Consider the following 12,614-nt stretch of genomic DNA (forward strand, 5'->3'; position numbering starts at 1 on the left):
GACCTGGTTCGACGAGTCCCGGCTGGACGATCCCCGCGTGCTCGACACCGTAGACCTGCGCCTGCGCACCCTCGCCGAGAGCGGTGCCCGCGTGCGGCGCGAGGCCCACGAGTCGGCCGCGGCGACCGCCGAGGCCATCGCCCGGGGTCGTGACGAGGCCCGTCCGCGCGCGGTGATCGCCGCCGGGCCCGACTCGCGCCTGTTGCGCGCGGTGCTCGAGCCGTGGTGCCCGGTGCCGTTCGTGGCCTGGCCCAACCCGGGCCTGCCCGGCTGGGCGGGCTCGCTCGACCTCGTCGTCATGCTGGCGCCCGAGGGCAACGACGCCGGGTCCGCGTCGGCGGTCGCCGAGGCCGTGCGCCGCGGGGCGCAGGTCGTGGTGGCCTGCCCCGAGCGTTCGCTGGTGGGCGAGCACGCGGCGGGGCGGCACGTGACGGTGCTGCCGACCGTGACGGGCGACCAGCTCGCGACGGCCGTGGTGGTGCTCGACTACCTCGCCCAGGTGCGTCTCGGACCGAGGGCGGACGCCGAGTCCGTCGCCGCCTCGCTCGACCAGGTCGCGGAGAGCTGCTCGCCGCACCGCGACCTCGCGGTCAACCCGGCCAAGATGCTGGCCATCGCGATGGCCGACACCAACCCGCTCGTGTGGGGCGGCTCGGTCCTGGCCGCGCGGGCGGCCCGCCGGCTCGCCGAGCTGCTGCGCCGCACGAGCGGTCGGTCCGCGATCGCCGGCGACGCCGAGCACCTGCTGCCCGTCATCGAGGCCACCAAGTCCCGCGACCTGTTCGCCGACCCGTTCGCCGGCGACCCCGGCGAGATCCGGCCGCTGCTGCTCGTCCTCGACGACCGCTCCGACGACCCGGCCGTGCGCCAGCAGGCCGGCGAGCTGAGGGCCGCCGCCGCGCGCCACGGCGTACGCGTGGAGTCCCTCGAGACCGACGCGGACGCCGAGGTGGCGCGCTACGCCTCACTCCTGCTCGGCGGCACCTACGCCGCCGAGTACCTCCGCATCGGCCTCGTCGACGACTGAGCCCGACCCGCGGGACGCTCGCGGCCGGGAGGTTTGAGCCGGGCGGCGCCGGGCAGGACAGGGCGGTCAGCACTTCCTCTGCCTGCAGGAGCATCCATGAACCGCACGTCCCTGTCCCTCGCCGGTGGTCTCGCCACCGCCCTGCTCCTGGTGTCGACGCCCGCCGCGCAGGCTGCCGTCGGCCCCAAGGACGCACTGGGCAAGGCCGACATCGTGAAGCTCTTCCCCGAGCTGGCGGACGGCGAGTTCAAGACCGAGCGGACCAAGAAGATCGCCGTGCCGGACGGCACCTGCGGCGCCAACACGCAGAAGAAGGCCACCTCCGCGGTCAGCATCGCCGGCCTCTCCGGCGCGGGCGACCCGATCGTCGTGGCCGGCGTCGCGGAGGTGAAGTCCAGCGGCCTGGCCAAGACCTACTTCAAGGCCTTCACGTCGTACGTCAAGCAGTGCGCCAGCTACACCGATCCCGCCAGCGGCGCGACCGTCACCGTGCGGCCGACCAAGGGCTCCAAGCTCGGCCAGGAGTCCCTGTCGATCGTGCAGGAGACCGCCATCTCCACCTTCACCACCCACTCCGCGAGCGTGCTGATCCGCGACGGCAAGCGCATCGCCAGCATCGTCGTGGCCGACGACGCACCGATCGACGCCTCCACGATGAAGAAGCTCGCGAAGGTCGCCGCCAAGAACATGCGGTGACCCAGGGCTCGAGCCCTCGCCTCCGGAGCCCCGGGCCGACCGCCGTGCGCGGGTCGGCCCGGGGCTCCGCCGCGCTCAGCGGGTCCCGGCGGGTGGCTGCTGGTCGACGTCGGTCCAGACCTCGACGAGCTCGTGGAGCAGCCCGTCGCGCACGGTCGCGAAGCTGGCCACGGCGAACCCGAGGCGCTCACCCGCGTCGTCCGTCGACGTCACGCGGGCCCGCAGCGCCCCGCGGTCGCCGTCGGCGACGAGGTCCTCCACGCACATCCGCTCGAATCCGGGGTAGTCGGCGTTGAGCCGCACCCACCCGTCTCGATCGAAGACCTCGCCCGTGTGCACGTAGCGGCAGGTGAAGTCGTCGCGCAGCAGGGCGGGCAAGCCGTCCCAGTCGTGGGCGTCGATCACCTCGGCGAGTCGGCTGAGCAGTGCGCGGGCGTCCATGGGGCGCAGTCTGGCGTGGGGGTCTGACATCGGGTGCAGAACGTCCTCAGCCGCGCCTCAGGCACGCCGCTGCGCGCCGGAGTGGACGTGGACATGCAGGTGCCGGGAGTCCTGGTAGCGGCCCAGGTTGGTGAGCACGGCGGCGGCGCCGTACGCGCGCTCGACGTCGCGCGCGAGCCGCTGCACGACGGTGAGCAGCGCACGCACGTCCTCCTCGTCGTCGTGGCCCGCCGTCGTGAGGGAGGCGATGTGTCGCTTGGGCACCACGACGAGGTGGACGCGCCAGAACGGCCGGGTGTGGTGGTAGCCGAGCACGAGCTCGTCCTCGTGCACCACGTGCAACGGCGCCGCGCGCGGGATCGCCACGTCGCAGTAGAAGTCGTCTCCGGTGTAGAGCACCGTCTCGCTCATCGCGCCATCCTGACAGCGGCGTCCCGCACTGGTCGTCCACTTGGCCGATCGCGAAGCGCCACCCATCACGAGGTGGGACAACCTGCCTGGGCATCACATCTGGCGACGCACACAACCCGCGCGGGGTGCGATGGCAGGGCGATCCGCGCAGGCCCCGTCGATCACTCCGGACGTGCCGGTGGCCCCGCCACCTGACGGGTGGCGGGGTGCCGGGGCGGGGTCATCGTCGGCGGGGGCTTGGGATGCCGGGTGGGTCGGGTGGGTCCGACTCGTCGATCCGGGTGGTGCCGGTGGGGTCGCGGCGGTAGCGGTGGCCGTGGGGGCTGGTCCACTCGAATGCGCCCGGCCCGACCGTCGCGTAGCGCCAGGCGGTGTGGGTCTTGAGCCGATGGTGCGACCGGCACAGGGCGGCGAGGTTGTCGCTCTGCGTAGGTCCGGGCTGGGGCCGGCCGTCTGCCGCCGCGTCGTGGTCGTAGGGGATGACGTGGTCGATATCTGCCCGTCGGGCGGGGCGGGTGCACCACGGGAACACGCAGGTGCGGTCCCTCAGAACGACTTGCTCCCGGATCCGGTCGGGGATCGCGTAGCCGGGCGCGGTGAGGTGGGCATTGAGGTCGATGACCGGCTTGATGGTGACCTTGGTGCGCGAGTCGGCGCACCAGTCGCGGATGTGGTCGAGCAGCACGAGCCGCTGGCGCTCCTCGAGCCGCCCGGTGGGACCGAAGACGGTGGCGTCACCGGAGAACGTCGCGTCGAAGTGGGCGTGCAGCACCACCTCCCGAGCGACCGGCAGTCCGTCAGCGGTGCGCGTGGTCGCGGTGCCCTGGTGGTGCAGGTCGAGTGCCGTCTGGGTGCGCGCGAGGTCACCGAGTGCCGCGGACCGTCTGGCGTCGAGCGGCTCGACCGAGCCGAGCGCAGCAAGCGTGGCGGCGCCGTGGGCCAGTGCCCGGTCGAGGTCGAGGGCGTCGGCCATGTCGAGCTCGGCCTCGAACCGCATCGTGCCCGCGAAGTGGACCTCCTGGTCGTGGAGGGTGGCGTGGCGGGGGTCGACGTAGAGGTAGCCGTCCTCCGGATCGGAGGCCGGGTCGGGGACGGCGAGGTCGTAGCGCTTGATGGTCTCGGCGACGAGGCGGTCGAGTTGCGCCGGCCCGATGCGTCCGGCGACGGCGGCGACCTGGGCGTCCACGAACGCAGCTGCCTCGACCGTCAGCGACGGCGTCGCGTGGATCGTGGCCTCGGCGACCGCCCGGGCCCGCCACGCCGGCACCCGCCCGGCGTGGACCTGGGCCCACAGCCGGGGGAGGCGGTGGCGCAGCTCGAGGGCGTGGCCGATGAGTCTCTTCGCGGCAGTCGTCGAGATGCCGAGGACGCCGCCGAGCTCGGCGACGCAGAACTCCGCCACCAGCGGCGTCCCGGCGCCCGCGATGGGCTCCTCGTGCTCACAGCCGGGCACGGCGAAAGTCGCCGCGTGGTGGATCGACTCCGGCGGGTGGAGGTCCGCCCACTGAGCCGCCGTGACGAGCAGCCCCGCGGCTGCCCGCTCCTCCGTCGCCTTCTGCTCCCGTGCGAGCGCGAGCAGGCCAGAGGCGGTGAGGTCGTCGACCCCACCTGCCTCCGCCTTCGCCAGCAGTTCGATCATGTGTTCGATTCTACGGCGAGCCACCGACAGCGGACAGGCCTGTGGACGGTGAGTGGTCAGGAACTTCGACCCGGTTCCCGAGGCGGATCTCGCGCCTCTGTCGCCGCGTGCCGCCAAGAGGCCGGGAAGGTCCCGAGGAGCCAGGGAAGTAGGCGCTGCGGGCGGTCTTCTCGACCACGAGGTCCTGCGGACACATGCCCACGCCTGCATCCAGGCGCGTGGCCGGAGGGCCGTCGCCCCCGGACCGGGCGTATCGCTCGGCCACCTCGTGCCGCGCGTGCTCCCGCTCCTCGATGAGCCAGGCGTGGTCGGCAGTGTCGGACGGGGTCGGACGCACCGGTGTCGCCATCCGGCGAGGCTACTGTCCCGACATGGCCCACCGCTTGCACATCCTCCGCGAGATGCGCGAGCAGGACATCCCCGCGGTGGTCGCCGTCCAGGAGCCGGCGGCGGTCGCGGGGTTGTCGGAGGTGTTCCCGCAGGAGCGCCACCCGTTTCCCCGCGAGGTGATCGCGGCCCGCTGGCGGGACGAGGTGGCGGACCCCGGCATCGAGTGCTTCGTCGTCGAGGCCGGCGGGCGGGTGGCGGGGTTCGCCGCGGTCAGGGACGAGGAGGTGCTGCACTTCGGCACCGCCCTGGACACGTGGGGGAGCGGGCTGGCGACGCTCGCGCACGACGAGCTGGTCGAGCACCTCGAAGCACGTGGCGTCGAACGCCCCCACCTGCACGTCTACGCCGGCAATGCGCGCGGGCGACGCTTCTGGGAGAAGCACGGGTGGCAGCCGACGGGCGAGCCCATCCGCGGCCCCCTCCCGCCCCACGCCGAGCTCCTCACCTACACCCGGCGACCGCCGTCGGAGGCACGATGACCGGGCGTGGCCGTCAGCCCGCCAGCAGCGGCAGTCCGGCCTCGTCGAGACCCTGGCCGGTCCGGTCGAGGTAGAGGTCGAGGGCCGCCGCGCCGAAGGGCTCGCCGAGCCCGCAGCCGAGCTCGGCGTCGGGGAAGTCGCGGAGCACGTCGGGGTCCGCCAGCACCGCGTCGTACGCCGACTGCCCGTGCGCGATCACCCAGCTCCGGTAGTCGGTGCCCAGGTCGTCGCCGAGGCCGAGTCCCGGTGCGCACAGGTCGTCGGCCACGTCCGAGGCGACCGCGAGCTCGTGGTTGAGCCGGACCAACGACCGGTGGAAGCGCTCGATCCGGCCCGTGCCGTAGGAGTCGAGCAGGTGGCGGAGAGCCTCGGCCTGGGCGACGTCACCGTCCTGCGCGATGACGCAGGAGGCGTGCACGATGGTCCAGAAGTCGGCGTCCGCTGCGGTCGACGGCGAGCAGTAGGGCGGCGGACCGTCCCCCGGCACCCAGGCCTCCGCGGTGACCGGCTGGACGGGTTCGCCCGAGCAGCCCGCCGTCGCGCCGATGCACAGCGCGACCAGGCACGCCACCGCCACCGCGCGCAGACGGTCGACCGCAGACATGGGGAGGATCCTGCCAGCACTACGGCAGCCCGGGGGAGCGAACGGCGTACGCGCCGCCGATAGGCTGCATCCACTCGACGCACCACCCGTCCCACTCTCGAAGGATCACCCATGGCCGGCGGACTGTTCGCCCTGCTCGACGACGTCGCCGCCCTGGCCCGGATCGCCGCTGCGAGCGTGGACGACGTCGGCGCCGCCGCGGCCCGCGCGAGCATGAAGGCCGCCGGCGTGGTCGTCGACGACACCGCGGTCACCCCGCAGTACCTCCACGGATCGCCCGCCGCGCGCGAGCTGCCGATCATCAAGAAGATCGCGATCGGCTCGCTGCGCAACAAGCTGCTGTTCATCCTGCCGGCCGCAGTGCTGCTGGGGCAGTTCCTTCCCGAGCTGCTGCCGGTCATCCTCATCTTCGGCGGTGGCTTCCTCGCCTACGAGGGCGCGCACAAGGTGTGGGAGAAGATCAGGGGCCACGAGCCGGTGGCGGCCGCTGCGGAGGACGAGCTCACCGCGACGGGCGAGCTGAGCCCCGAGCACGAGGCGAAGACGATCAGCGGCGCGATCCGCACCGACTTCATCCTCAGCGCCGAGATCATGGTGATCGCGCTCAAGGAGGTCGTCGGCTCCGACCCCGACGCGTCCATCTGGATGCGGGCGATCGTGCTGGCCGTCGTCGCCGTGCTCATCACGGTGCTGGTCTACGGCGTGGTCGCGCTGATCGTGAAGATGGACGACGTCGGCCTGCACCTCGCCGAGAAGCCGTCGAAGGGCTCCCAGCGACTCGGCCTGGCGCTCGTCTCCGCCATGCCGCGCCTGCTCACGGCGATCTCGCTCATCGGCACGCTCGCGATGTTGTGGGTCGGCGGCCACATCTTCCTGGTCAGCCTCTACGAGATCGGCGGGCACGACGGGCTGCTCGAGGGCACGACCTTCGGCGACGTGCTGCACGCGCCGTACGACCTCGTGCACCACTGGGAGGTCGCCGTCCACGACGCCGTGGGTGGCGCGTTCGGGAGCCTCCTCGGCTGGCTGCTCAACACCGTCCTGTCCGGCGTCGTCGGCCTGGTGGTCGGCGCGATCGTGCTGGCTGCCCTGCACGCCGTCGGCATCGGGGGCGGCCACGGCGCCGAGCACGACGCCGAGCACGGCACCGCGGACGACACCGCGGACGGCACCGCGGACGGCGCCGAGCACGGCGCGAAGAGCGGCACGACGGCCCGCGACGAGCCCGGCAGGACCGCCGGTTCGACGGCCGTCGAGCCGCCCGCCGAGGATTCTCCGAATCCCTGACGCCGGTCCTACTCTCTTCTGGTCCGCGCGGGAGATCCCGAGGACGCACAGATGTGCGGCGCGAACGGCTCCACCACACCAGGAGACAACTGATGGACTTCAAGGTCGCCGACCTCACCCTCGCCGCCTACGGCCGCAAGGAGATCGAGCTCGCCGAGCACGAGATGCCCGGTCTGATGGCCATGCGCGAGCGCTACGGCAAGGACCAGCCGCTCAAGGGCGCGCGCATCGCCGGCTCGCTGCACATGACGATCCAGACGGCCGTGCTGATCGAGACCCTCGCGGCTCTCGGCGCCGACATCCGCTGGGCCACCTGCAACATCTTCTCCACCCAGGACCACGCCGCCGCCGCGGTCGTCGTCGGGCGTGACGGCACGCCCGAGGACCCGAAGGGCGTCCCCGTCTTCGCGTGGAAGGGCGAGACCCTCGCCGAGTACTGGGACGAGGCCGAGAAGGTCTTCGACTTCGCCGAGGGCGGGCCCAACATGCTCCTCGACGACGGCGGCGACATCACCATGCTGCTGCACCTCGGCGTCGAGTACGAGAAGGCGGGCGCCGTCCCGTCGCAGGACTCCACCGACAACGAGGAGTTCAAGGAGGTGCTGCGCGTCCTGGCCCGCTCGCTCGAGGCCGACCCGCAGCGCTGGACCAAGCGCGCCCCGCTCGTCAAGGGCGTCTCCGAGGAGACGACCACCGGCGTGCTGCGCCTCTACGAGCGCTTCAAGGACGGCACCCTGCTGTTCCCGGCGATCAACGTCAACGACTCGGTCACCAAGTCCAAGTTCGACAACAAGTACGGCTGCCGCCACTCGCTGATCGACGGCATCAACCGCGCCACCGACGTGATGATCGGCGGCAAGGTCGCCGTCGTCTGCGGCTACGGCGACGTCGGCAAGGGCTGCGCGGAGTCGCTGCGCGGCCAGGGCGCCCGCGTCATCGTGACCGAGATCGACCCCATCTGCGCGCTGCAGGCCGCGATGGACGGCTACGAGGTGCGCCGCCTCGAGTCGGTCGTCGAGACCGCCGACATCTTCATCACCACCACCGGCAACTTCGACATCATCACCGTGGAGCACTTCCACAAGATGAAGCACCAGGCGATCGTCGGCAACATCGGTCACTTCGACAACGAGATCAACATGGCCGGCCTGGCCAGGATCCCCGGCATCGTCAAGGACGAGATCAAGCCGCAGGTCCACCAGTGGATCTTCCCCGCCGAGGACGGCAAGCCCGGCAAGAAGGTCATCGTGCTGTCCGAGGGCCGCCTGCTCAACCTGGGCAACGCCACCGGCCACCCGTCGTTCGTGATGTCCAACTCCTTCACCAACCAGGTGCTGGCCCAGATCGAGCTCTTCTCCAAGGCCGACTCCTACGAGCTGGGCGTCCACGTGCTGCCCAAGCACCTCGACGAGGAGGTCGCCCGGCTCCACCTCGACGCCCTCGGCGTCGAGCTGACCGAGCTCACCAAGGAGCAGGCCGCCTACCTCGGCGTCCCGGTCGAGGGGCCCTTCAAGTCCGACCACTACCGCTATTGAGCCGTTCCCGCTTCGCCCCGTCGGGTCATGGCGCCAGCCCTACACTGGCGCCATGACCGACGTCGCCGAGCCCGCGCGGGGCAGCGTGCTCGTCGTGGACGACGACGCGTCCCTGGCGGAGATGCTCTCCATCGTGCTGCGCCAGGAGGGCTTCGACAGCCGCATCGTGGGCCGCGGCGACCTGGCCCTCGACGCGTTCCGTGACTACCGGCCCGACCTGGTGCTGCTCGACCTGATGCTGCCCGGCAAGGACGGCATCGACGTGTGCAAGGAGATCCGCGCCGAGTCCGGCGTGCCGATCGTGATGCTCACCGCCAAGGGCGACACGGTCGACGTGGTCGTCGGCCTGGAGTCCGGCGCCGACGACTACATCGTCAAGCCGTTCAAGCCCAAGGAGCTCATCGCCCGGGTGCGCGCGCGGGTGCGTCGCAACGACGTCACGCAGGACGAGGGCCTGACCATCGGCGACGTGTCGATCGACGTCGCCGGACACTCGGTGACGCGCAACGGCGCGCCGATCAACCTGACCCCCCTCGAGTTCGACCTGCTGGTGTGCCTGGCCCGCAAGCCCTGGCAGGTCTTCACCCGCGAGGTGCTGCTGGAGCAGGTCTGGGGCTACCGGCACAGCGCCGACACCCGGCTGGTCAACGTGCACGTGCAGCGGTTGCGCTCCAAGGTCGAGCACGACCCGGAGAACCCCGAGGTCGTGCTGACGGTGCGCGGTGTCGGCTACAAGGCCGGCAAGTCCTAGGCGCCCTGCGGTGAGCATCCTCGACCGGCTCCCACCGGTGCTGCGGCGCGGGCCCGTCTTCTGGCGGCGCTCGGTGCAGGCGCGCGTCGTGGTGAGCACGGTCCTGCTGTCCGCTGCCGTGGTGGGCATCGTCGGCTGGTTCCTGATGCAGCAGACGCGCGCCGGCCTGCTCGACCACCGGGTCGATGCCGTGGTGCAGGAGGCCGAGAGCGAGACCGAGGCCGCGCGCGCGGCGCTGGCCGCCGCCCCCGGGCTCGACGTCGACGAGTCGGCGCAGCAGCAGGCCCTCGTCGAGCCCATCCAGGCGCGCGGCGCGACCCGCGGCTTCGCCGTCGTGCTGTCACCGCCCATCGGCGAGGGCCTCCGCCTGGCCGACGGCGGCGCCAAGTTCACCGAGGGGCTCGACCTCGCGAGCGTGCCCGAGACGCTGGAGGCCCGCTTCGACGAGGTGTCCCCGACGGCGTGGACCTACACCGACATCCGCACCACCCGCCCGATCCAGGGGCTGCCCAAGGGCCCGGGGATCGTGGTGGGCAGCCAGGTGCGGCTGCCGGCGGACGACAACACCTACACGCTCTACTACCTCTACCCGCTCGCCGAGCAGCAGGAGACCCTCGCCCTGGTCGGCCGCGCCATGCTCATCGCGGGCGTGCCGCTGCTCCTCCTGGTGGCCGGCCTGACGTGGCTCGTCACCCGCCAGGTGGTGACCCCGATCCGGATGGCGCGTCGTGTCGCCGAGCGCCTTGCCGCCGGCCAGCTGCAGGAGCGGCTGCGGGTCACCGGCGAGGACGACCTGGCCCGGCTGGCGACGTCGTTCAACCAGATGGCGTCCAACCTGCAGAAGCAGATCCGCCAGCTCGAGGAGCTCAGCCGGCTCCAGCGGCGCTTCGTCTCCGACGTCTCCCACGAGCTGCGCACCCCGATCACCACCGTCCGGATGGCCAGCGACGTGATCCACGACGCCCGCCCGCACCTCGACCCGGTCACCGGTCGCGCGGCGGAGCTGCTGCAGAAGGAGCTCGACCGCTTCGAGACGCTGCTCGCCGACCTGCTCGAGATCAGCCGCTTCGACGCGGGGGCGGCGGTGCTCGAGGCCGAGGACGTCGACCTCGTCGACGTCGCCCGGCGGGTGGTCGACATGACGTCCGTGCTCGCCGATCAGCGCGACACCCGCGTCGTGCTGCACGACCCCGGCGTGCCGTGCGTCGCCGAGGCCGACGTGCGCCGCGTGGAGCGCATCGTGCGCAACCTGGTCACCAACGCCATCGACCACGCGGAGAGCCGCGACGTCGACATCTACGTCGGCGCCGACGGCCAGTCGGCCGCCATCGCGGTGCGCGACCACGGGGTCGGCCTCGGCCCCGGCGAGTCGGCGATGGTCTTCAACCGCTTCTGGCGCGCCGACCCGGCGCGGGCCCGCACCAGCGGCGGCACCGGGCTCGGGCTCTCGATCTCGCTCGAGGACACCCACCTCCACGGCGGCTGGCTCCAGGCGTGGGGTCGTCCCGGCGAGGGCGCCCAGTTCCGGCTCACCCTGCCTCGACACCTCGGCACCCAGCTGCGCCACTCGCCGCTGCCCCTCGTGCCCCTCGACGCCCGGGTGACGGCGTGAACGCCCGGCGCGCCGTGCGTACGACGGGCGCGGTGGCCGTGGCGGTCCTGCTCGCCGGGTGCGTGCGCATGCCCGTCGAGGGACCGGTCGTGGAGTCGGAGGTCACCACCGACAGCGACGACGCCCCCGGCATCTCCTACGACCCGCGCCCCCCGCAGGCCGGTGAGTCGCCCGGGGAGATCGTCGACGGGTTCTTCGAGGCGATGAAGGCGACCCCGGTGAGCCCCACCGTGGCGCGGCAGTTCCTCTCGAACGCCGCCGCCGAGGCGTGGGCGCCCGAGCAGCAGATCATGACGTACGCCGAGCTGGGTGACGCCACCGCCGGCACCTCGGTCCGGGTGCCGCTGACCGAGGTCAACCGCTACGACGTCCGCGGGTCGTGGAAGCGCACGCAGGGGGAGACCACCGTGCCGCTCCGGCTCGTCGAGGAGGGCGGCGAGTGGCGCATCGACGAGGTGCCCGACGCGCTGATCGTCCCCGACTCGTGGTTCGACGACTGGTACGAGCGCGCCTCGCTCTACTACTTCGACCCGGCGACCGAGGTGCTCGTGCCGGAGCCGGTCTTCGTCCCGCGCGGCGAGCAGTTCGCCTCCTCGCTCGTGCGCGGGCTGCTCACCGGCTCCGCGCAGGACCTGCGCGACGTCACGCGCAGCTACTTCCCGCCCGGCACCACCCACGGCCTCGTGCCGATCACCTCGGGCATCGCCGAGGTGTCGCTGTCGGGCGACCCGGACGCCGTCGACGAGCTGACCGCCCAGCGGATGCTGGCCCAGCTGGTGTGGACGCTGCGGCAGGAGCCGCGGATCAGCGCCGTGCAGCTCAGCATCGGCGGACGGGCCATCGCCGGGCCGAGCGGATCGCCGCAGGTCAGCCTCCAGTTCGGGGGCGCCTACGACCCCAACGGGGTGCCGGCCAGCACCGACCTGTTCGCCCTCGACACCGGGCGCGTGGTCAGCGGCCGGATGGACGAGCTGGTCCCGACCGCAGGACCGCTGGGGCAGGAGGAGTCCGGCTACGACCTGCGCTCCATCGGCGTCAGCCTCACCGGCTCGCGCGTCGCCGGGGTCACGGCCACCGGCACCGAGCTGGTCCTCGCCCCCACCGACGCGCCCTCCGGCGAGGTCGCGACCGTCGTGGTCGGCGCCGCCGACCTGGCGGCCCCGCACTGGGACTACCGCGACCGGATCTGGGTGCTCGACCGCGGCAACGGCCGGGCCAGGGTGATCCAGGTCGTCGACGGGGTCGCCGGCGAGGTCGTCGTGCCCGGGCTCAGCGGCCGGCGCGTCACCGACCTGGTCGTCTCCCGCGACGGCACCCGGCTGGTCGGTGTGGTCCGGGGGCGCAAGGTCGACAGGGTCGTGTCGGTCCGGCTCCGGCACGACGCCGCGGGCGCGGTCATCGGCTTCACCGAGCCGCAGACGCTCGCCCTGCCCGCCGAGGGCAGTGCCCGGATCCGCGACGTCGGCTGGCGCTCGCCCACCACGGTGTCGGTCCTGAGCGTCATCAACGACGACTACTCCGACGTGCGCACGCTCGCGGTGGACGGTGCCCCCGGCGAGATCGCCGCGGGCGGCGCGACGCTGCTGCGCGGGCCGACCCGGGTGCTCGTGTCGAGTCCTGCCGACGGTGAGGTCTACGCCCTGGCCGGCCGCGCCGTCACCAGCGTGACCCGCCCCGAGCGTGCGGTGCCCGACCTGCCGCAGGGCCTGCGCGCGCTGACCTACGTCGGCTGATCCACAGCC

Annotated in this window: 12 protein-coding genes; 8 read left to right on the plus strand and 4 right to left on the minus strand. The window is 72.6% G+C overall.

The genetic code is table 11. The features are described 5' to 3' along the window. Nucleotides 1–37 precede the first annotated feature (37 nt). Together JX575_RS05355 and JX575_RS05360 are read left to right on the plus strand one after the other, a co-directional pair. Nucleotides 38–1,027, plus strand: a complete 990-nt coding sequence (locus tag JX575_RS05355) for an SIS domain-containing protein (protein ID WP_241005346.1) — start codon at nucleotides 38–40, stop codon at nucleotides 1,025–1,027. A 96-nt stretch (nucleotides 1,028–1,123) separates the two neighbouring features. Continuing rightward, nucleotides 1,124–1,723, plus strand: a complete 600-nt coding sequence (locus JX575_RS05360) for a hypothetical protein (RefSeq protein WP_186341444.1) — start codon at nucleotides 1,124–1,126, stop codon at nucleotides 1,721–1,723. A 75-nt stretch (nucleotides 1,724–1,798) separates the two neighbouring features. Here the strand turns inward: JX575_RS05360 and JX575_RS05365 are convergent, their stop codons facing one another. From JX575_RS05365 to JX575_RS05375, 3 genes are all read right to left on the minus strand, one after another. Beyond that, a complete protein-coding gene (locus JX575_RS05365; protein ID WP_186341445.1) occupies nucleotides 1,799–2,164 on the minus strand; it encodes a nuclear transport factor 2 family protein in 366 nt (121 codons plus the stop codon). A 57-nt stretch (nucleotides 2,165–2,221) separates the two neighbouring features. Beyond that, on the minus strand, nucleotides 2,222–2,575 hold the full coding sequence (locus tag JX575_RS05370) for an HIT family protein (RefSeq protein ID WP_186341446.1): 354 nt from the start codon (nucleotides 2,573–2,575) through the stop codon (nucleotides 2,222–2,224). 220 nt (nucleotides 2,576–2,795) lie between these two features. Then, entirely contained in the window at nucleotides 2,796–4,214 is a 1,419-nt protein-coding gene (locus tag JX575_RS05375) for an HNH endonuclease signature motif containing protein (RefSeq protein ID WP_186341447.1), read from the minus strand. 371 nt (nucleotides 4,215–4,585) lie between these two features. Here JX575_RS05375 and JX575_RS05380 point away from each other — a divergent pair, with 371 nt between their 5' ends. Beyond that, nucleotides 4,586–5,083, plus strand: coding sequence for a GNAT family N-acetyltransferase (locus JX575_RS05380; protein ID WP_206054523.1), 498 nt, complete (start codon nucleotides 4,586–4,588; stop codon nucleotides 5,081–5,083). 13 nt (nucleotides 5,084–5,096) lie between these two features. Here JX575_RS05380 and JX575_RS05385 read toward each other — a convergent pair whose 3' ends face one another. Continuing rightward, on the minus strand, nucleotides 5,097–5,687 hold the full coding sequence (locus tag JX575_RS05385) for a DUF4240 domain-containing protein (RefSeq protein WP_186341448.1): 591 nt from the start codon (nucleotides 5,685–5,687) through the stop codon (nucleotides 5,097–5,099). A 111-nt stretch (nucleotides 5,688–5,798) separates the two neighbouring features. Between JX575_RS05385 and JX575_RS05390 the strand changes: the two genes are divergently transcribed. The 5 genes from JX575_RS05390 (at nucleotide 5,799) to JX575_RS05410 (ending at nucleotide 12,605) form a co-directional block, all read left to right on the plus strand. Further along, nucleotides 5,799–6,974 carry a DUF808 domain-containing protein gene (locus tag JX575_RS05390; RefSeq protein ID WP_186341449.1) on the plus strand — a complete coding sequence of 392 codons (1,176 nt, stop codon included), beginning with the start codon at nucleotides 5,799–5,801 and terminating at the stop codon, nucleotides 6,972–6,974. A gap of 92 nt (nucleotides 6,975–7,066) precedes the next feature. Then, entirely contained in the window at nucleotides 7,067–8,509 is a 1,443-nt protein-coding gene (gene ahcY, locus JX575_RS05395; RefSeq protein WP_186341450.1) for an adenosylhomocysteinase, read from the plus strand. Nucleotides 8,510–8,561: 52 nt separating this feature from the next. Next, entirely contained in the window at nucleotides 8,562–9,260 is a 699-nt protein-coding gene (gene mtrA / locus JX575_RS05400; RefSeq protein ID WP_186341451.1) for an MtrAB system response regulator MtrA, read from the plus strand. A gap of 10 nt (nucleotides 9,261–9,270) precedes the next feature. Then, nucleotides 9,271–10,872 (plus strand): MtrAB system histidine kinase MtrB, encoded by a 1,602-nt coding sequence (gene mtrB, locus JX575_RS05405; RefSeq protein WP_241005347.1) that lies wholly within the window; start codon nucleotides 9,271–9,273, stop codon nucleotides 10,870–10,872. Next, entirely contained in the window at nucleotides 10,869–12,605 is a 1,737-nt protein-coding gene (locus JX575_RS05410; RefSeq protein WP_186341452.1) for an LpqB family beta-propeller domain-containing protein, read from the plus strand. The genes mtrB and JX575_RS05410 overlap by 4 nt, the downstream gene beginning before the upstream one ends. Nucleotides 12,606–12,614: the final 9 nt, after the last annotated feature.

Origin of the sequence: Nocardioides sp. zg-1228 (assembly GCF_017086465.1) — a bacterium.
GTDB lineage: Bacteria > Actinomycetota > Actinomycetes > Propionibacteriales > Nocardioidaceae > Nocardioides.